Source organism: Pseudoruegeria sp. HB172150, from assembly GCF_013184805.1.
Lineage (GTDB): Bacteria > Pseudomonadota > Alphaproteobacteria > Rhodobacterales > Rhodobacteraceae > Psychromarinibacter.
In genome coordinates this window covers 2180381-2196934 of record NZ_JAATNG010000001.1, presented here as the reverse complement: position 1 = coordinate 2196934, position 16554 = coordinate 2180381, and the positions used below count along the sequence as shown (strand labels likewise).

Annotated in this window: 18 protein-coding genes; 8 read left to right on the top strand and 10 right to left on the bottom strand. The window is 61.0% G+C overall.

Annotated elements, in window-relative coordinates:
* Nucleotides 1-12: 12 nt before the first annotated feature.
* Nucleotides 13-1158 carry an acyl-CoA dehydrogenase family protein gene (locus tag HCO70_RS10505; RefSeq protein WP_172295644.1) on the bottom strand — a complete coding sequence of 382 codons (1146 nt, stop codon included), beginning with the start codon at nt 1156-1158 and terminating at the stop codon, nt 13-15.
* Nucleotides 1159-1289: 131 nt separating this feature from the next.
* Here HCO70_RS10505 and HCO70_RS10500 point away from each other — a divergent pair, with 131 nt between their 5' ends.
* Nucleotides 1290-2174: a hypothetical protein gene (locus HCO70_RS10500; protein WP_172295642.1), complete on the top strand. Its 885-nt coding sequence runs from the start codon at nt 1290-1292 to the stop codon at nt 2172-2174.
* Between the two features lie 35 nt (nt 2175-2209).
* Here HCO70_RS10500 and HCO70_RS10495 read toward each other — a convergent pair whose 3' ends face one another.
* Nucleotides 2210-3337 carry a carboxylate-amine ligase gene (locus tag HCO70_RS10495; protein WP_172295640.1) on the bottom strand — a complete coding sequence of 376 codons (1128 nt, stop codon included), beginning with the start codon at nt 3335-3337 and terminating at the stop codon, nt 2210-2212.
* A 284-nt stretch (nt 3338-3621) separates the two neighbouring features.
* Between HCO70_RS10495 and HCO70_RS10490 the strand changes: the two genes are divergently transcribed.
* A complete protein-coding gene (locus HCO70_RS10490; RefSeq protein ID WP_172295638.1) occupies nt 3622-4533 on the top strand; it encodes a hypothetical protein in 912 nt (303 codons plus the stop codon).
* 2 nt (nt 4534-4535) lie between these two features.
* Here the strand turns inward: HCO70_RS10490 and HCO70_RS10485 are convergent, their stop codons facing one another.
* The gene (locus HCO70_RS10485; protein WP_172295636.1) at nt 4536-4952 is read right to left on the bottom strand and encodes a hypothetical protein; all 417 of its coding nucleotides are present in this window, start codon (nt 4950-4952) and stop codon (nt 4536-4538) included.
* A gap of 79 nt (nt 4953-5031) precedes the next feature.
* Complete coding sequence (locus HCO70_RS10480; RefSeq protein ID WP_172295634.1) at nt 5032-6531, bottom strand: CoA-acylating methylmalonate-semialdehyde dehydrogenase; 1500 nt, start codon at nt 6529-6531, stop codon at nt 5032-5034.
* A 127-nt stretch (nt 6532-6658) separates the two neighbouring features.
* On the opposite strand from HCO70_RS10480, the gene HCO70_RS10475 reads away from it, so the two are divergent.
* The 3 genes from HCO70_RS10475 to coaD all read left to right on the top strand — a co-directional run bounded on the left by HCO70_RS10475 (nt 6659) and on the right by coaD (nt 8619).
* Entirely contained in the window at nt 6659-7558 is a 900-nt protein-coding gene (locus tag HCO70_RS10475) for a LysR family transcriptional regulator (protein ID WP_172295632.1), read from the top strand.
* Between the two features lie 68 nt (nt 7559-7626).
* Entirely contained in the window at nt 7627-8061 is a 435-nt protein-coding gene (locus HCO70_RS10470; protein ID WP_172295630.1) for a CBS domain-containing protein, read from the top strand.
* A gap of 69 nt (nt 8062-8130) precedes the next feature.
* Nucleotides 8131-8619, top strand: a complete 489-nt coding sequence (gene coaD, locus HCO70_RS10465) for a pantetheine-phosphate adenylyltransferase (protein ID WP_172295628.1) — start codon at nt 8131-8133, stop codon at nt 8617-8619.
* A gap of 102 nt (nt 8620-8721) precedes the next feature.
* Here the strand turns inward: coaD and HCO70_RS10460 are convergent, their stop codons facing one another.
* Nucleotides 8722-9153: a VOC family protein gene (locus HCO70_RS10460; protein WP_172295626.1), complete on the bottom strand. Its 432-nt coding sequence runs from the start codon at nt 9151-9153 to the stop codon at nt 8722-8724.
* A gap of 126 nt (nt 9154-9279) precedes the next feature.
* On the opposite strand from HCO70_RS10460, the gene HCO70_RS10455 reads away from it, so the two are divergent.
* Nucleotides 9280-9738, top strand: a complete 459-nt coding sequence (locus tag HCO70_RS10455; protein ID WP_172295624.1) for a MarR family winged helix-turn-helix transcriptional regulator — start codon at nt 9280-9282, stop codon at nt 9736-9738.
* An 88-nt stretch (nt 9739-9826) separates the two neighbouring features.
* Here HCO70_RS10455 and HCO70_RS10450 read toward each other — a convergent pair whose 3' ends face one another.
* The 4 genes from HCO70_RS10450 to tkt form a co-directional block, all read right to left on the bottom strand.
* The gene (locus HCO70_RS10450) at nt 9827-9985 is read right to left on the bottom strand and encodes a hypothetical protein (RefSeq protein WP_172295622.1); all 159 of its coding nucleotides are present in this window, start codon (nt 9983-9985) and stop codon (nt 9827-9829) included.
* 212 nt (nt 9986-10197) lie between these two features.
* Nucleotides 10198-11199: a type I glyceraldehyde-3-phosphate dehydrogenase gene (gap, locus tag HCO70_RS10445; RefSeq protein ID WP_172295620.1), complete on the bottom strand. Its 1002-nt coding sequence runs from the start codon at nt 11197-11199 to the stop codon at nt 10198-10200.
* Between the two features lie 79 nt (nt 11200-11278).
* Complete coding sequence (locus tag HCO70_RS10440) at nt 11279-11422, bottom strand: hypothetical protein (protein WP_172295618.1); 144 nt, start codon at nt 11420-11422, stop codon at nt 11279-11281.
* 138 nt (nt 11423-11560) lie between these two features.
* The gene (tkt, locus tag HCO70_RS10435; protein ID WP_172295616.1) at nt 11561-13576 is read right to left on the bottom strand and encodes a transketolase; all 2016 of its coding nucleotides are present in this window, start codon (nt 13574-13576) and stop codon (nt 11561-11563) included.
* Between the two features lie 221 nt (nt 13577-13797).
* Between tkt and HCO70_RS10430 the strand changes: the two genes are divergently transcribed.
* Complete coding sequence (locus HCO70_RS10430) at nt 13798-14286, top strand: hypothetical protein (RefSeq protein WP_172295614.1); 489 nt, start codon at nt 13798-13800, stop codon at nt 14284-14286.
* A complete protein-coding gene (locus HCO70_RS10425; protein ID WP_172295612.1) occupies nt 14279-14707 on the top strand; it encodes a cell division protein ZapA in 429 nt (142 codons plus the stop codon). The genes HCO70_RS10430 and HCO70_RS10425 overlap by 8 nt, the downstream gene beginning before the upstream one ends.
* A gap of 122 nt (nt 14708-14829) precedes the next feature.
* Here HCO70_RS10425 and HCO70_RS10420 read toward each other — a convergent pair whose 3' ends face one another.
* The gene (locus HCO70_RS10420) at nt 14830-16482 is read right to left on the bottom strand and encodes a calcium-binding protein (protein WP_172295610.1); all 1653 of its coding nucleotides are present in this window, start codon (nt 16480-16482) and stop codon (nt 14830-14832) included.
* Nucleotides 16483-16554: the final 72 nt, after the last annotated feature.

The window sequence follows — 16554 nt, the reverse complement described above, 5'->3', positions numbered from 1 at the left end:
GCCGCCCTGCCGTCATCCGCGCTCCGCCAGCAGCGCCCGTGCCACGATCAGCCGCATGATCTCGTTTGTCCCTTCAAGGATCTGATGCACCCGCAGGTCGCGCACGATCTTCTCGATCCCGTAATCCGCCAGATAGCCATAGCCACCATGCAGCTGCAGGCACTGATCCGCCACGCGGCTTCCTGCCTCGGTCACGAATTTCTTCGCCATCGCGCAGAACTTGGTGGCGTCAGGCGATCCCTGATCCAGCTTCCACGCCGCCTGCCGCAGGAACACCCGCGCCGCCTGCAACTCGATTTCCATCTCCGCCAGCCGGAACTGCAGCGCCTGGAACTGGTCGATGCTCTTTCCGAACGCCTTGCGCTCGGCCATGTAATCCAGCGTCGCCTCCAGCGCCGCCTGCGCCGCTCCCAGTGAGCATGCAGAGATATTCAGCCGCCCGCCATCCAGCCCCGCCATCGCATAGGAAAACCCCTTGCCCTCTTCGCCCAGCAGGGCGTCGGCGCCAATGTCGCAACCGTCGAACTGGACCTGCGCGGTGGGCTGAGACCGCCAGCCCATCTTCTCTTCCAGCGCGCCAAAGCTCAGCCCGGCCGCGCCCGCCTCGACGATCACCGCCGATATTCCCTTCGCCCCGTCCTCGCCGGTCCGAACCATGCAGAGATAGGCATCGGAATAGCCGCCGCCCGAGATGAAGGCCTTGGTCCCGCTCAGCCGCCAGCCCTCGTTCGTCCGCTCCGCCCGCGTCCGCAGCGCCGCCGGGTCCGAACCGGAACCGGGCTCTGTCAGGCAATAGGAAAACACCGTCTCCAGCGCGACCGCGCCGGGCAGGTAACGCGCCTTCAGCGCGTCGGAGCCGAACTTGTCCAGCATGCCGAGGCACATGTTGTGGATCGACAGAAAGGCCGCGACCGAGGCGCAGGAGCGGCTCAGAGCTTCGAAGACCAGCGTGGAATCCAGCCGGGTCAGCCCGGTGCCGCCGCTCTCCTCGGACACATAGATCCCGCCGAACCCCAACTCGCCCAGCTTGGGCCAAAGCTCCTTCGGTATGGTCCCGTCGCGTTCCCAGTCACGGGCGAAGGGCACGATATGCTCTTCGCCAAAGCCGCACGCCATGTCGAAGATGGCGGTTTGCTCTTCGCTCAGCGCGAAATCCATACGCTCCTCCCAAAGCCGTTTGCCCAGCATTCCGACAGGCCCTGCCGGTTTGCAAGGGCAGGGCGCATCCGGGGCTTCCGCTCCCCCGACAGGGTTGTTTATGGTGCGCCCGCAACCACAGGGGCAGGGCGGTGACGCGGAAACTCGCAATCGCGGTCGTTCACGGCATGGGCCGGCAGCGCAAGCAGCACCCGGACGAAACCGGCCAGCTGACCTATTCCGCACGCCTGCACGAGCGGCTGCGGGCCGCAGTCGGTACCCACCGCTTCGATGCCGAGATCGCTTGGAGAGAGGTGTTCTGGGCCGACATCGTGCAGAAGCGGCAGGACGAATTCGAACAGGCGATGCGCAAGGTTTCCAGCTTCGGCATGCTGCGCAGCTACGCGATGCACCGGCTGGCCGATGCCGCGAACTACTTTCCGCCGCGGGAAAAGCGGCGCTCGGCCTACGAGGCGGTGCATCAGCGCATCGACCTGACGCTTGCCGACCTCGACCGGGACGTGCCCGAAGGAACACCGCTTCTGATCCTGGCGCATTCGCTCGGCTGCCACATGATGTCGAACTACATCTGGGACGTGACCCACGGCTACCGGGAGCGGCCGACGCCGTTCCAGCGGTTCGAGACGCTGTCGGGCATGCTGACCTTCGGCTGCAATATCCCGATCTTCACCTTCTCTCTGGAAGAGGTGCAGCCAATCGCCTTTCCCGGCAACCCGGCGCGTCGGTCCGATCCGTGGTGGCGGAACTACTACGACCGACACGATCCGCTCGGCTTCCCGCTGGCACCGCTCAGCGGCGGTTATGAAGAGCTGTGCTCACGGGGCGAACTGGCCGACTATCAGGTCAATGTCGGCTGGCGGCTGCTGCAAAGCTGGAATCCGTGGTGTCACAACGGCTATTGGCACGACCGGGGCTTCGCGCAAAAGGCGGCCTGGTTCGTCGAGGAACTTCTGGATCTACCGATTGCCGAAGCCATGGAGCGTCCCCAGTCGGACGTTAGCGCAAACATGCCTTGAATCAATAACTTAGATGGCGTCCCCATGGGGACGCTCTACAGATCGGCCGTAAACTCGGCCATCATCGCCTCCAGAACGGCCCGCATCGCCTCCTCATCTGACCCGGTTTCGGCCAGCGCCCGCGCCCAGACAGCCCGCTGCCTGTCGGCCCCGTTCCCCCCGTCCACGATGTCCCTCGCGCCCGCCACTTCATCCAGACACTCGAGCGCCTCGGCATCCTCCGCCACCAGCCCGATCCACTCCTCCAGCAGCTCCGGATAGGGCACCACCTCGCCACGCCCGAAATCGATCAGCCCCTCGCTCATCCCATATCTCTGCGCCCGCCACCGGTTCTCTCCCACCAGGAAGGCATCATAAGTCCGCCACCGCTGGTTCCGCAGCCGCAGCCGCCAAAGCATCCGCATCGTCGCCTGCGTCAGCGCTGCGATCGTCAGCGCATGCTCCATCCTCGGAGAGTTGTCGCAAATCCGGCTCTCCAACGTCGGGAACCGGCACGACGGCCGCATGTCCCACCAGACCTTCGTCGCGTCCTCGATCGCCCCCGTCGCCACGATCGCCTTCACCGACCGGTCATACTCGCCATAGCTCGCCATCTGCGGCGGCAGCCCGGTTCGTGGCAGGTTGTCGAAGATCGTCAGCCGATAGCTCGACAGCCCGGTGTCCTGCCCCTGCCAGTAAGGCGACGAACAGCTCAAAGCCAGCAGATGCGGCAGGAAGTAGGAGAACTGGTTCATCAGGTCGATCCGCAGATCGTCCTCCTCGATCCCGACATGCACATGCATCCCAGAGATCAGCATCCGTCGCGACACCCCGGCCAGATCATGCGCCAGCACATTGTAGCGCTCCTTGTCGGTGTGATGCTGGTTCTTCCAATCCGCCGTCGGGTGGCAGGAGATCGCCAGCGGTGCCAGCCCATGCCGCTCCGCCACCTCGGCCACGGTGCCGCGCAGATGCCTGAGGTCCTCGCGCGCCTCACCAATCGTACGGCAGACGGAGGTGCCGATTTCCACCTGGCACCGCAGGAACTCCGGCGAGACCTTTCCCCCCAGAGCCTCGGTGCATTCGTCCATCAGCGCCTGCGGCGCGTCTGCCAGTTCCAGCGTCTTTCGGTCGATGAGGAGATACTCCTCTTCGATCCCTATGGTGAAGCTCGGTTCCGTCAACTCTCTCCCCTTCGCTTCGCTCGAACAAAGCAGAGCGATGACGTCACAGCAAGAATTGGGTGATGAAGGCCCCTCCGGATTCGCCAGAATACTAGCCAGGCAGAAATCCGCATTCGGATTCCGAGATATGTTAGCGGTAGCATGGGTCGCTTAATCTGGGCAGAATTATGACGACCGAACGCGCTTTCGGCTGGAAATGAAATGCTGGATCTGCAACGAATCACTTCATTTGAAACAAGTGACGCTTGCGGCCTTTGGCGACTGGCATCAGGTATGCGGCCCAAATGAAATCAGATACTTGCATCCATATTACCTTACGTCAGCGTGAGATTGAGATTGCATACAATCATGTACCCGCAAACGCTTCGAATAGGGTCATTCAGAAGTTAACAATTTTTTTACAAACCGAAGAATCGCGCTATTCCCGACGCAATCTGGTCATGATTCGCTGTGAAAAGTGCCGCTACGTAAAGACGGGACAACGGAACAAGGTCATGCAGCAAGAAATCAAAGCGGGGCGGCAAGCCTCCATCCACTGGCGGAGCCTGAAAATCGAACCGGCTAAGGCCGGATACCGCGTCAGCGAGGATGCTCGCATATGCAAAGGTAGGAGCTGTGCCGAATGTGCGGCGCGCTTCCTGGCGATGGCGATGCTGTTCGCCGGCTGGTTCGTATGGTTTATCTTCCCTTCGCTCGGCGAGCTGAGCCCTATCTGGTCCAGCCTTATGCTTTCGACCGCTTTCGCGGGCACCGGTTTCGGTCTCCTCGTGTTCTCGGGACGAGGCTTCCGCAAGGCTGTCGAACTGGACCGGAAAAAGCGGGAACTGCAACTCATGACGCTGAATTCAGGTGACAAGCAGACGGTCAAAGGGCGGATCCCAATGCGGAACATAGAAAGCATCTACGTCAGGCGTGTGGAAGGGAAGGACAGCGGTGCCTCGCTCTACATTCGGATCCAGGGACAGGACGATGCGCCCTGCGCCATCCGGGGAAGCGCACGCGAACTGGAAGAGTTGCACAGCCGGTTTTCGCGAGACATTTCCGAAGCGCTCGGCCGTCGCGTTACTCCGTCTCGCCCGATCCTGCCGCCGAAGTCGATCGCCTGGGCGAACGGCCAACCGGTGAAGATGCGTCCGCCGCGTCCGGCCAATCTGATACGCCCGGCCCGACGCCAGGCGGCGAACCGCAGGGCATAAGATCAGACGGGGCGCTTCGTCAGTTCTTCGATGCTTGTCTCGGACAACCCGACGACTGCAAGCGCCTCGGCTTCGTTATCTATCACGCGGGCTATGACCGATGCCGTCTCGTCCCATGCCCGTGCGGCGAGGCGGGCGATGGTGTTGGATGTCTCTGTCGGGGCGTAATACACGATTAGGCATTGCAGTCCCTTCAGGAACGCATCCGCCTTCTTTGCCTGAAGCGCAAAGAGCTTGGCATAGTCGTTTTCGTAACCGGTGGCCGCGGACAAATCGACAAACTGCTTCTGCCCCGGACGGTAGTCGGGATCCTGGATGTACCGGCCCACTGCGTCAGAAGTGGCGTCGAACTCGACGAACCCTTCATAGCGGACATAGACAAGGCCAAGCTCGCGATAGATGCGATAGGTGACAGACATCGGAAACGGTCGTGTGCTGGAATTCGGGAACGCCCGGCCGGCAGACCGCGCGTCCCGTTAGCTAGCACTTAACCGGCCGTTAATCCATGGCTTTGAAGTTGAATTCGCCGCCTTCCTTAATGCCGGAGAACCAGCGCGCGGTGACCGTTTTCGTTTTGGTGTAGAAGCGGAAGGCATCAGGACCGTATTGGTTGAGGTCCCCGAAGGCCGACTTTTTCCAGCCGCCGAAGGTGTGATAGCTCAGCGGTACCGGAATCGGGAAGTTGATACCCACCATCCCGACATTCACCCGGTTGGCGAAGTCGCGCGCCGTGTCGCCGTCGGCCGTATAGATAGCGGTGCCGTTGCCATAGGGGTTGTCCATTGTCAGCTTCAGCGCCTCCTCGTAACTGTCGGTGCGCACCTGGCTGAGGACGGGGCCGAAGATCTCTTCCTTGTAGATGTCCATTTCCGGCGTGACCTTGTCAAACAGCGATGGGCCGACGAAGTAACCGTCTTCGTAGCCCTGCAGGGCAAAGCCGCGGCCATCGATCACAAGATCGGCGCCCTGATCGACGCCGCTGTCGATCAGCCCGAGGATACGGTTCTTTGCCTGCGCCGTAATGACAGGACCGTAGTCCACGTCCTCGCCGGCCGTGTACGGACCTACCTTCAGTTTCTCGATTCGCGGCACCAGCTTTTCGATCAGCGTATCGGCGGTCTTCTGACCGACCGGCACTGCGACGGAGATTGCCATGCAGCGCTCGCCAGCGGCGCCGAAACCGGCGCCTACAAGCGCATCCGCCGCTTTGTCCATGTCGGCGTCAGGCATGATGATCATGTGGTTCTTGGCACCGCCGAAGCACTGCGCGCGCTTGCCGTTTGTCGCGGCGCGGCCATAGATGTACTGCGCGATCGGGGTGGAGCCGACAAAGCCGACCGCCTGGATCGTCTCATTGTCGAGGATCGCGTCGACCACTTCCTTGTCGCCGTTCACCACCTGCAGCACGCCGTCCGGCAGCCCGGCTTCCTTCAGCAGCTCCGCAAGGCGCAGAGACGTCGACGGGCAGCGCTCGGACGGCTTCAGGATCATCGCGTTGCCGCAGGACAGGGCAGGGGCCATCTTCCACAGCGGGATCATCGCCGGGAAGTTGAACGGGGTGATGCCCGCAACCACGCCCAAGGGCTGACGCATCGAGTAAAGATCGATGCCAGGCCCTCCGGAATCGGTGAATTCGCCCTTCAGCAGCGAAGGGGCGCCCATGCAAACCTCGACCACTTCAAGCCCGCGCTGCACGTCACCGCGGCCGTCGGGCAGGGTCTTGCCGTGCTCGCGGCTGACCAGCTCGGCCAGCTCGTCCATGTGCTCGTTGATCAGCGCGCCGAATTTCATCATCACCCGCGCGCGGCGCTGCGGGTTGGTTGCGCCCCAGCCCCTCTGCGCCTCGGCTGCCTTGGCGACCGCCTCGTTCAGCTCCTCGACGGTGGCAAGCGGCACCTTGGCCTGCACTTCGCCGGTTGCGGGATTGTAGACGTCGGCAAAGCGGCCCGACGTACCCTTGACGTGCTCGCCGTTGATGTAGTGGCTGAGTTCTTCCATTGGGGCTCCTCCTGCTTACCCGGTGCCGGCCGTGGGGCCCGGCGCTTGCGCGTGACCATAGGCTTGCAAATATCCCGGAAAAAGAGCGAGTTTCTCAAAAGGGTTTTGCAGAAATGTGGGTACACAGATGGAAGTCAACTGGGATGACCTGAAAGTTTTCCTTTCCGTGGCCAGGTCGGAGAGCCTCTCCGGGGCCGGTCGGCAGTTGCGGCTCGACCCGGCAACTGTTGGACGGAGGATGCAGCGGCTGGAGGAAGCGATGGGCGCGCCGCTATTCGCCAAGTCGCCGCAGGGATACGCGCTGACCGTGGACGGCCAGCGTCTGTTGGATCACGCCGAACGCGCCGAACAGGCCGTTACTGGCGCTGCGGAAGAAATCGGCGGGCAGGCGGGCCGTCTGACCGGTCAGGTACGCATCGGTGCGCCCGACGGCTGCGCCAACTACCTACTGCCTCAGATCTGCGCCCGCATCTCTGCCGACAACCCGGAACTGGAGATCCAGATCGTTTCGCTTCCCCGCGTCGTCAATTTGTCCAAGCGCGAGGCCGATATGGCGATCACCGTAAGCGCGCCGGCCACGGGCCGGTTGACCGTGCAGAAGGTGACCGACTACCACCTGCACCTTGCCGCACATAACAGCTACCTCCGCCGGGCCGCCCCGATTGAGAGCCTGGCCGACCTTCGGCATCACCCGGTGATCGGGTACATCCCCGACATGATCTATGACAAGGAACTCGACTATCTGGCCGAGGCTGGCATCGACCGTGTCGCTCTCGCCTCCAACTCGGTCATGGTACAGGTCCACCTCATGCGTCAGGGCGCTGGCATTGGCATCCTGCACGACTTCGCGCTGCCGTTCTCGCCTCGAATCCGGCGGATCCTGCCCAAGGCTTTCTCACTTAAACGCAGTTTCTATCTGATACGGCATCCGGATGACCGCAGGGTCGAACGGCTGAGTCGCGTGGCCGAAGCATTGGCTGCAGGGCTGAAAGGCGAAGTCTCGCAGCTTGAGCAATCGCTGGCTTGACAGGTCGCACCGCAGGCGTGACGCTGCGATAAGGTAACGAGCAGGAATTGTGGCGGGAGGAAAGATTAATGCTTGTCCATCAGATACTACAGTCGAAACCCAGTGGTGATGTCATCACCATTCCACCAGGTATGCTGGTATCCGCCGCCGCTGAAATGATGTCCCAGAAAAAGATCGGCGCCGTGGTCGTTTCCACTGATGGAAAGGTTCCGCTCGGCATCCTGTCCGAGCGCGACATTGTCCGCGAGCTAGGCCGGCGCGGTTCCGGTTGTCTGGCCGATACGGTCGAAGACCTGATGACAAGGGATCTCGTCACCTGCACGGCGGACGAGACCGGCGAAAGCGTCCTGACCAAGATGACCGAGGGTCGGTTTCGGCACATGCCAGTAATGGCGGGCACGGAAATGACCGGCCTGATCTCCATAGGAGACGTGGTCAAGGCCCGCTTGTCCGAACTGTCGATGGAGAAGGAAGCCCTCGAAGGGATGATCATGGGGCACTGACGCCCCTAATCGACTTGCAATTCTCCGCGCAATATTGTTGCGTGCGCCCACCAAAGGGGGGGATGGAACATGCGCGTCGGACTTTATGCAGGCACATTCGACCCGCTGACGCTTGGACATATCGACATCATCCAGCGCGCATCCAAACTGGTCGACCGGCTGGTCATTGGTGTCGCAATCAACCGCGACAAGGGTCCGCTGTTCACGCTCGACGAACGGGTGGAGATGATCCAGCCGGAAGTCGAGGCAGTGCGTTTCAACGGGGCCGAGATCGTCGTGCACCCGTTCGAGAACCTCCTGATCGACTGCGCCCGCGATGTTGGCGCCTCGGTCATCATCCGCGGCCTGCGCGCGGTGTCGGATTTCGAATACGAATATCAGATGGTCGGCATGAACCGCGCGCTGGACGACGGGATCGAGACCATGTTCCTGATGGCGGAGGCCAAGTATCAGGCCATCGCATCCAAACTCGTGAAGGAAATCGCTCGCCTGGGCGGCGATGTCTCGAAATTTGTCACACCTGCCGTCTGCGAGCGGCTTAACGCGAAATTCGCGTGATTTCGTCGGAAAGCTGCAGTTCAACCGGGCGAGACCGAGACCAAGATTTTTTCCTAACCGCAGGTTTACTCAAGCCGCGAAACGCCAGGCGGGTCTGACTCGTCACTCCGCGGCTTGTGCCCTGTGCTCCTCCCCGGGCTCCAGTATGGCCCATTCCAATCCGAACGGATCCCGTATCCGCCCGTAATAGTCGCCCCAGAATTCCAGCTTGTACTCCTGGGAAACCTCGCAGCCGGCTTCCAGCGCCCGGTTCCACCAGGCAGTGCCGTCATCGACAACGAGTTGCAGGGTCATGCTTCGGTCGCCTTTTGCCGACGCAATGCCATACGCTTCGTTGTTGTCCATCAGCATTATGGTGCCATCGTTGATCGCGAGACTGGCATTCATAATCTTGCCCTGCTCGTCCGCGTATGGTTCGCCGATCATTTCGGCGCCGAAGGCCACCTTGTAGAAACTGATGGCATCTGCGGCATCCTTGATCGCAAGATAGGGCAGAACGCCCCGCATCAGTTCCGACTTGCTCAGGCTAGCCATTATTCTCAACTCCCTGTTTGTTTCGGGCGGCGCCCTGTGGCAAATGCGCCCGAAGCCCCGTGAAACACCATTTTCGGGGAGAGGCTGCTTGATAGTAAGGTTGATGTCAACGTATATATGGCAAACATGAGAGAAGACCTGCCAATCGAGGTGACGCATGATGTGCGCGACCGCTGCCTGTGCCTGCATGTACAGCGCGCGGCACGTGCGTTGGCGCGTCGTTTCGATGAAGCGCTGCGTCCCTTCGGCCTGACGAATGGGCAATTCTCACTTCTCACTTCGCTGAATCGACCGGATCCGCCCCGTATCTCCGACCTAGTTTCGATTCTGGCAATGGACCGCACGACCCTAACCGCGGCCCTGAAGCCGCTGACGCGGCGTGGGCTGGTCCAGACAAATGTGGACGAATCCGATGCGCGCAGCAGAAGGCTGACGTTGACGGATGCGGGCAGGGATCTGCTCGTTCAGGCGATGCCAGTATGGCGCGCGGAACATGACGCGCTGGACGAACAGCTGGGAGATCTTGAACGGCCGGAGCGTCTGCGCAGCGACCTGCGAGTTCTCAATGGATTGGCGGACGACTAGGAATCGAAAAGGCCGGACGCGGGTCCGGCCTTTCAGCGGCTGTTTCTGCTCTTGTTCTGACTTCGATGCTCCCCCCGCGTCATAAACCTTAGCCGTAAACGGCTTCGCGGGCGATGCGGCGGGCGTCTTCCGGAAAGATGCCGAGGTCGAGGGCAACGTCGCGCGGCAGGGATTCGATTTCAGCGACGGTGCGGTTGTAGAGCTTGCGCTTCTCGCGCGTGGCGCGAACTTTTTCAAAGAAGGTCATTTCAGTTCTCTCTCTGTGGGCGTGTTGAATTTCACCACCCACATCTGGACCCGATGTTAGCGTCGAACAAGCCGAGTTTCTGCAGTGCCGTCATGCAGTTTCTGCAATGCAGCGAAAAAACCGGTAAGTAACTGTGACTTATGCGCAGCCAACGAAAATGGGCGCCGCTTTCGCAGGCGCCCGGATAGCTGTTTTTAATGGAGTAATTGCCTTCAGAGCAGCTTACCCATTGCCACGGCCGTATCGCTCATCCGGTTGGAGAAGCCCCATTCGTTGTCATACCAGGTCAGGATGCGGCAGAAATTGCCGTCCATGACCTTTGTCTCCGGCATGGCGAAGGTCGACGAATGCGGATCGTGATTGAAGTCCATCGATACCAGTTTGTCGTCGGTATAACCCAGAATACCCTTCAGCTCTCCATCACCCGCGGCGCGGATGGCGTCGTTGATTTCCTCGACAGTGGTGTCACGGTTGGATTCGAAGGTCAGGTCCACGACAGAAACGTTCGGCGTCGGCACCCGGATCGAAACGCCGTCGAGCTTGCCGTTCAATTCCGGCAGCACCAGGCCAACGGCCTTGGCGGCACCGGTAGACGTGGGTATCTGGTTCATTGCCGCGGCGCGCGCGCGATACAAGTCCTTGTGCAGCGTATCCAGCGTCGGTTGGTCGCCGGTATAGGAGTGGATTGTCGTCATGAAGCCGCGCTTGATGCCGATGGCGTTGTTCAGGACATAGGCAACCGGGGCGAGGCAGTTAGTGGTGCAGGATGCATTCGACACGACTATATCGTCGCTGGTCAGAACGTCATGGTTGACGCCGTAGACGATGGTCTTGTCGGCACCCGCGCCGGGGGCGGAGATCAGCACACGCTTGGAACCGTTTTCCAAGTGTGGCGCGCATTTTTCTTTCGATGTGAAAATGCCGGTGCATTCCATCACGATGTCGACGTCGCTCCACGGCAGGTCGGCAGGGTTGCGGATCGCAGTGACCCGCATCGGGCCGCGACCGGCGTCGATGGTGTCTTCGGTGGTGGTTACGGTGCCGGGAAAACGGCCGTGCACGCTGTCATAGCGCAGGAGGTGTGCATTGGTCTCGACTGGGCCGAGGTCGTTGATGGCGACGACCTCTATATCGGTGCGGCCCGACTCGATGACGGCACGCAGTACGTTGCGTCCAATTCGACCAAACCCGTTGATTGCGACTTTCACGGCCATGAAGACCTCCTCTCGGTTGCAATGCGTTGAGATGGTTGAATGGCTTTTTCCGGCAAAGGTCAACCGGGGCGAGGAACCGTTAGCGCCAGAAGGCCAGGTATTCGATGAAATCCATTCCCTTGCGCCCCAGATAGAGGCTCATCTCCCAGTCCCTCATCGTCGCGTCGTAGACCAGGAAGGCAATGATACAGAGGCCGAGGCCGATGGCGACGCGATTGGACATGACAGGTTCTGATCTCTTCGAGCTGATGACGAGATAGGCGATTGCGGCAACCGGGAGCAAGCCGGTAACCTAAAGGGCCGGACCACTTGCGTGACCCGGCCCTTTTATCTGGTCTTTCTGAGCGCGCAGGTGCGGCCGTCAGAGAAGCGCCTTGACCTTTTCGACGGTCGCTTCGGGCGTGATGCCGAAATGCTCGAACAGCTCGCCCGCAGGTGCTGACGCGCCGAAGCTGGACATGCCCACGAAATCTGCCTTGGCTTCACGGCCGCGCTCGCCCAGCAGCCAGCGGTCCCATCCCTGGCGGACCCCTGCCTCTATGCCGACGCGGACCGCTCCGCCGGGCAGGATGCGCCGACGGTAGGCGTCGTCCTGTTCAGCGAACAACTCGAAGCTGGGCATTGACACGATGCGGGTGCCGATCCCTTCAGCCTGAAGCGTGTCGCGGGCTTTCAGCGCGACAGAAATCTCGGATCCGGTCGCGAGCAGGATCACCTGACGTTTGCCCTCCGCCTCCGCCAGCACATAGGCCCCCTGCGAGACCAAGTTCTTTGTCTTGTGCTGGGTGCGTACGGTCGGCAGGCCCTGTCGGGTCAGTACCAGTACCGTCGGGCGATTCTTCTGCATCATCGCGATTTCCCAGGCCTCGGCTGTCTCGATGATATCGGCAGGACGGATCACCAGCGTGTTGGGCGTTGCGCGCACGATGGCAAGATGCTCGACGGGCTGGTGGGTCGGGCCGTCCTCGCCCAGGCCGATGGAGTCATGGGTCATCACGTAAGTGACGCCGATATGCGACAATGCCGAAAGCCGCATCGACGGCCGCGCATAGTCGGTGAAGCAGAAGAACGTGCCGCCGTACGGCTTCACCCCGCCATGCAGCGCCATGCCATTCATGGCTGCGGCCATGCCGTGTTCACGTACGCCGTAGTGGATGTAGCGGCCCTTGCGATTATCTGGTCCGAAGACGCCGAGATCCGGTGTGTCGGTGTTGTTCGATCCGGTCAGGTCGGCCGAGCCGCCGATGGTTTCCTGCAGGATCGGGTTGATGACTTCCAGCGCCTTCTGGGAAGCGGCGCGGGTCGCCAGTTTAGGCGCTTCTTCCGACATCTCCTTCTTGAATTTGCGCAGGGCAGAAGACAGCTTGGGCGGCACGACGCCGGACAATTCACGCTCGAATTGCGCCTGTTTTCCGGTGGAGAGTGTTCCAAAGCGTTCAATCCAGGCTTTCCGCTCGGATGCGCCACGCGCGCCGAATTCTTCCCAGGCGGATTTGATGTCGGCAGGTACGTCGAACGGGCCGTAATCCCAGCCATAGGCGGATTTCGTGTCCGCAATCAACTTTGCATCCGTCAACGCGCCGTGCCCCTTCGCGGTGTCCTGCGCAGAAGACCCCAGCGCGATATGGGTTTTGCAGGCAATCATCGACGGTTTCGGCGATTTTTTCGCCTCAATCAGCGCCGTGTCGATTGCGTCAGGATCATGCCCGTCAATTGCTTGTACATGCCATCCGGCTGCTTCGAACCGCTTCACCTGGTCGGTGGTGTCGGCAAGATCGACGTTGCCGTCGATGGTGATCGAGTTGTCATCGAAGCAGACGATCAGCCTGCCTAGCTGGTTGCGCCCGGCCAGAGCGATTGCTTCGTGACTTATGCCTTCCATTAGGCAGCCGTCGCCAGCGAATACATAGGTATAGTGATCGACCACCTTTTTGCCATAGCGCGCGCGCTGCACTTCCTCGGCGATGGCGAAACCAACCGAATTGGAGATGCCCTGGCCAAGCGGGCCAGTTGTCACCTCGATGCCCTGGGCAAGGAAGTTCTCCGGATGGCCGGCGGTTTTGGCGCCGAGTTGGCGGAAGTTCTTGATCTCTTCCAGCGTGATCTCGGGGTTCCCGGTCAGGTAGAGAAGGGCGTAAAGCAGCATCGAGCCGTGGCCGTTCGACACGATGAACCGGTCGCGATCTGGCCATTCGGGGTTCGCGGCGTCGAATTTCAGGTGCTTGCCGAACAGGACCGTCGCAATGTCTGCCATGCCCATTGGCATGCCGGAATGGCCGGAATTGGCGGCGGCAACGGCATCCATGGCCAGGGCACGGATGGCGCAGGCCATTTTCCAGTGATCGGGGTGCTGTTCCTTGAGCGCGGCGATGTCCATCTGCGGAGGGTCCTTTCCGTCTCGGCGTGGTTTCGGCGGGTCATAGCAGCGTTGCGGCGGAGTTCAAGCACGCCCCGTAAAGCATTGGCTGGAAATGAGGGGCAGCAATTCGGGATACGCTTGGCTAGAATTGCCGGAAAACGCGCTGGCGCGCGATTCGCCGGGCCGAATTTTGGTCTTGGCGGAATGCGTTACAAGGCGAAGCGAAAGCGGGAGATTAAATGACGGAAATCGCGGAACTGCAGCGTCGGCTGCGTGAAGCGCTGGAGCGGATCGCCGGCGGTGTCGAGGAACTGGAGGCCCCTTCGAGCGGCGCCCAGATAGACCCCGAGGAATTCGCGCGGCTTCAGGAAGGACTGCAGGCCGAACGCGAGGCGAGCGCACAACTGGAAGAGCGGTTGAAGTCGCAGCGCGAGAAACTGGAAAAGATCGAACGTCAGAGCAAGCTTGAAATCGACCAGCTGAAACGCGAGCTGGGCGACGCGGAAATCCAGGCGCAAAGAATGCGGCGCACGAATACCCAGCTGCGTCAGTCGATCCAGGCGCTGCGTGAGGCGGCAGAAGCCGGCGTCACTGAGCCCCACCTCATCAATCAGGCGATGATGTCCGAGTTGGAAGGTTTGCGGGTTGCACGAGACGGCGACCGGGCAGAGATGGACACGATCCTCGGCCAACTGAAGCCGATGCTGGAGGAGGCCCGCGATGCCTGAGGTCAAGATCACGATCGGCGGGCGCGATTACGCGGTTGCCTGCCAGGAAGGCGAAGAGCAGTACCTGCACTCTGCTGCAGGTCTCTTGGATACAGAGGCGGCAGCGTTGTCAGGCCAGGTCTCGCGACTGCCGGAGAGCCGGATGCTCCTAATGGCGGGGCTGATGCTGGCAGACAAGACGGCCGGAATGGAAGAACAGCTGCGCGAAGCCGAGGCCAGGGTGGCGGCCCTGTCCGCGGAACTCGAACGCGCTCGGAATGGGGCAGAGGCCGCGCCGGCGGCGGTTCCGGAGCCCGAGCGGATCGAGGTCGAAGTGCTTCCCGATGGTCTGGAAGATGCCCTTGCGCAACTCGCTGCCCGCGCCGAGCGCATCGCCTCGCGCGTCGACGAGAAAAAAGTCGGAGCCGTCGTCGGGCAGTAAAGACGCTGGGCAACCGCAGTGTACAGAACGCCCGCGATTGACACTCTGAGAGCCTAATACCCGGCGCAACCGAGGCGGCACAGGGCCGCCCCGTGCCTGTGTCGGCGATTACTGGCTAGCTCTCAGGTCATCATCAGCGGATCGCTCGCACCCAACAATTGAGCCATGGGATCGTCGACAAGATCCGCAAAGCTGTCGACAGTTCCGGTTCCCAGCCCGACAAAGGTCAGTACGGTTCCAGAGTTGAGCGTCACTTCGACATTGCCGCCCGGTCCACTGTCTGCGAAACTCGCAATAAGATCGAGGTCATCGACAAGCCCCTGCATCCCGAAATCGTCGACGTCCAGAAAACGCAGCCGATCCTGGGTCCTGTTGAAGTCCTGCAGTGTCTCGATACCCTGATCCTCGGCGGCCGTGAAAACAAAAGTGTCGGCATCGGCACCGCCGCAGTATTCGTCGTCGCCCAGTCCGCCCTCGAGCGCGTCTTCGCCTTTCCCACCGATCAGCAAGTCCTGGTAGTCGCCACCGGTAACTGTGTCGTCGCCCACCCCGCCGTCCAGGATATTTCCGTCCCCGCCCACGACGCTCAGGCTGTCATTGCCGTTCCCGCCATATAGCTCGCTTCTGCCATTGGAGCCGGGGGCAATCGTCGCCTCGAGCGTGTCATTGTCACGCCCCCCCTCCAAAAGGTTCAGCGCAAAGGCCGTACTCGATGTGCCAAAGGAATTCAGTGCCGAAGCCCAGGCGGTCAGGACGTCATTGCCCTTGCCGCCGCTGAGCGTGTTCGTTGCCTCGGCGGTACCATCTGCGACGGCCTCGATCCAGGCCGCCATCACGTCGTCGGCATGCCCTCCGTAAAGCTTGTTGGCTGCGAAGGCATCTTCCTCGGCGAGTGCCAGGATGTATGCCGTGACTTCGTCGCCTCCGGTTCCGCCGTAAACTTCATTGGTCACGTCGGTGATGAAGTTCTCTCCATCAGTCGAATGCTCGGCATGGATGATGTCATTGCCGCTTCCACCGTTGATCCAGTTCAATCCGATCGGCGTGGCGCCGTTTGAGTCGGTATGAACGAAGGCGCTGATCCGATCGTTGCCTCCCTGCCCGAAGAGGTAGTTGGCTGCCAGGTTGGGAGAATTTGACTCGACGATCGCAGTTGCGTCGATCACGTCATCTCCGAAACCGCCCCAGACCTTGTTGATCGCTGTGCTGTCGGAGCCGTCGAAGTCGCCATCGGCGATGACGGTAATCGTATCGTTCCCGTGTCCGCCATTCACCTCGTTGTAGAGAAAGCTCGACCCGGGTGGGCCGTCGCTTAGGGCGAGGACATCGATGATATCATTCCCAAATCCGCCGCATATCTTGTTGATGATGCTGACCTCGTCACCGTAGCTATCCACGATACTAGACGCGTTGATGACATCGTCGCCGGGGCCGCCGTCCTGCACAATCCAGGTCGAAACGCTCTCATCGGCTGTAACGTCCAGATATGCCGACAGGCTGTCGCGGCCCCATCCGCCACTTTGAACGGCGACGACTTCCAGCGGTTCGACGCCAAAATCGTCGATGGTCAGCTCCGTGGTCAGGCTGTCGTTTCCCTTATCGCCCAATAGGAATGTACGGTTGAAAAAGCTGGTCAGGGTGTCGTCGCCGCCGAGGCCGAGAACGCGGTAATCCGGTCCGGGTGCGGCAAGAACATCAGCGAAGCGCGTCCCCCGATATGTAGAAAGGTTATACAGAAACAGTGGGTTGAGATTTGTTTTTGACACAACGCTCATGGTGATTCTCCTAGCGTCTGATCCAAATAGGGGTACCCGAAATAGTTGATTCTTAACTCAATAACATTCGCT

Coding starts and splice junctions, on each gene's coding strand:
- HCO70_RS10470 (WP_172295630.1), top strand. CDS start 7,627: ATGCTTGTCCATCAGATACTACAGTCGAAACCCAGTGGTGATGTCATC.
- HCO70_RS10490 (WP_172295638.1), top strand. CDS start 3,622: ATGAAATCAGATACTTGCATCCATATTACCTTACGTCAGCGTGAGATT.
- HCO70_RS10450 (WP_172295622.1), bottom strand. CDS start 9,985: ATGACCTTCTTTGAAAAAGTTCGCGCCACGCGCGAGAAGCGCAAGCTC.
- HCO70_RS10485 (WP_172295636.1), bottom strand. CDS start 4,952: ATGTCTGTCACCTATCGCATCTATCGCGAGCTTGGCCTTGTCTATGTC.
- HCO70_RS10455 (WP_172295624.1), top strand. CDS start 9,280: ATGAGAGAAGACCTGCCAATCGAGGTGACGCATGATGTGCGCGACCGC.
- HCO70_RS10480 (WP_172295634.1), bottom strand. CDS start 6,531: ATGGAAGAACTCAGCCACTACATCAACGGCGAGCACGTCAAGGGTACG.
- coaD (WP_172295628.1), top strand. CDS start 8,131: ATGCGCGTCGGACTTTATGCAGGCACATTCGACCCGCTGACGCTTGGA.
- HCO70_RS10430 (WP_172295614.1), top strand. CDS start 13,798: ATGACGGAAATCGCGGAACTGCAGCGTCGGCTGCGTGAAGCGCTGGAG.
- HCO70_RS10460 (WP_172295626.1), bottom strand. CDS start 9,153: ATGGCTAGCCTGAGCAAGTCGGAACTGATGCGGGGCGTTCTGCCCTAT.
- HCO70_RS10425 (WP_172295612.1), top strand. CDS start 14,279: ATGCCTGAGGTCAAGATCACGATCGGCGGGCGCGATTACGCGGTTGCC.
- HCO70_RS10440 (WP_172295618.1), bottom strand. CDS start 11,422: ATGTCCAATCGCGTCGCCATCGGCCTCGGCCTCTGTATCATTGCCTTC.
- HCO70_RS10475 (WP_172295632.1), top strand. CDS start 6,659: ATGGAAGTCAACTGGGATGACCTGAAAGTTTTCCTTTCCGTGGCCAGG.
- tkt (WP_172295616.1), bottom strand. CDS start 13,576: ATGGACATCGCCGCGCTCAAGGAACAGCACCCCGATCACTGGAAAATG.
- HCO70_RS10505 (WP_172295644.1), bottom strand. CDS start 1,158: ATGGATTTCGCGCTGAGCGAAGAGCAAACCGCCATCTTCGACATGGCG.
- HCO70_RS10420 (WP_172295610.1), bottom strand. CDS start 16,482: ATGAGCGTTGTGTCAAAAACAAATCTCAACCCACTGTTTCTGTATAAC.
- gap (WP_172295620.1), bottom strand. CDS start 11,199: ATGGCCGTGAAAGTCGCAATCAACGGGTTTGGTCGAATTGGACGCAAC.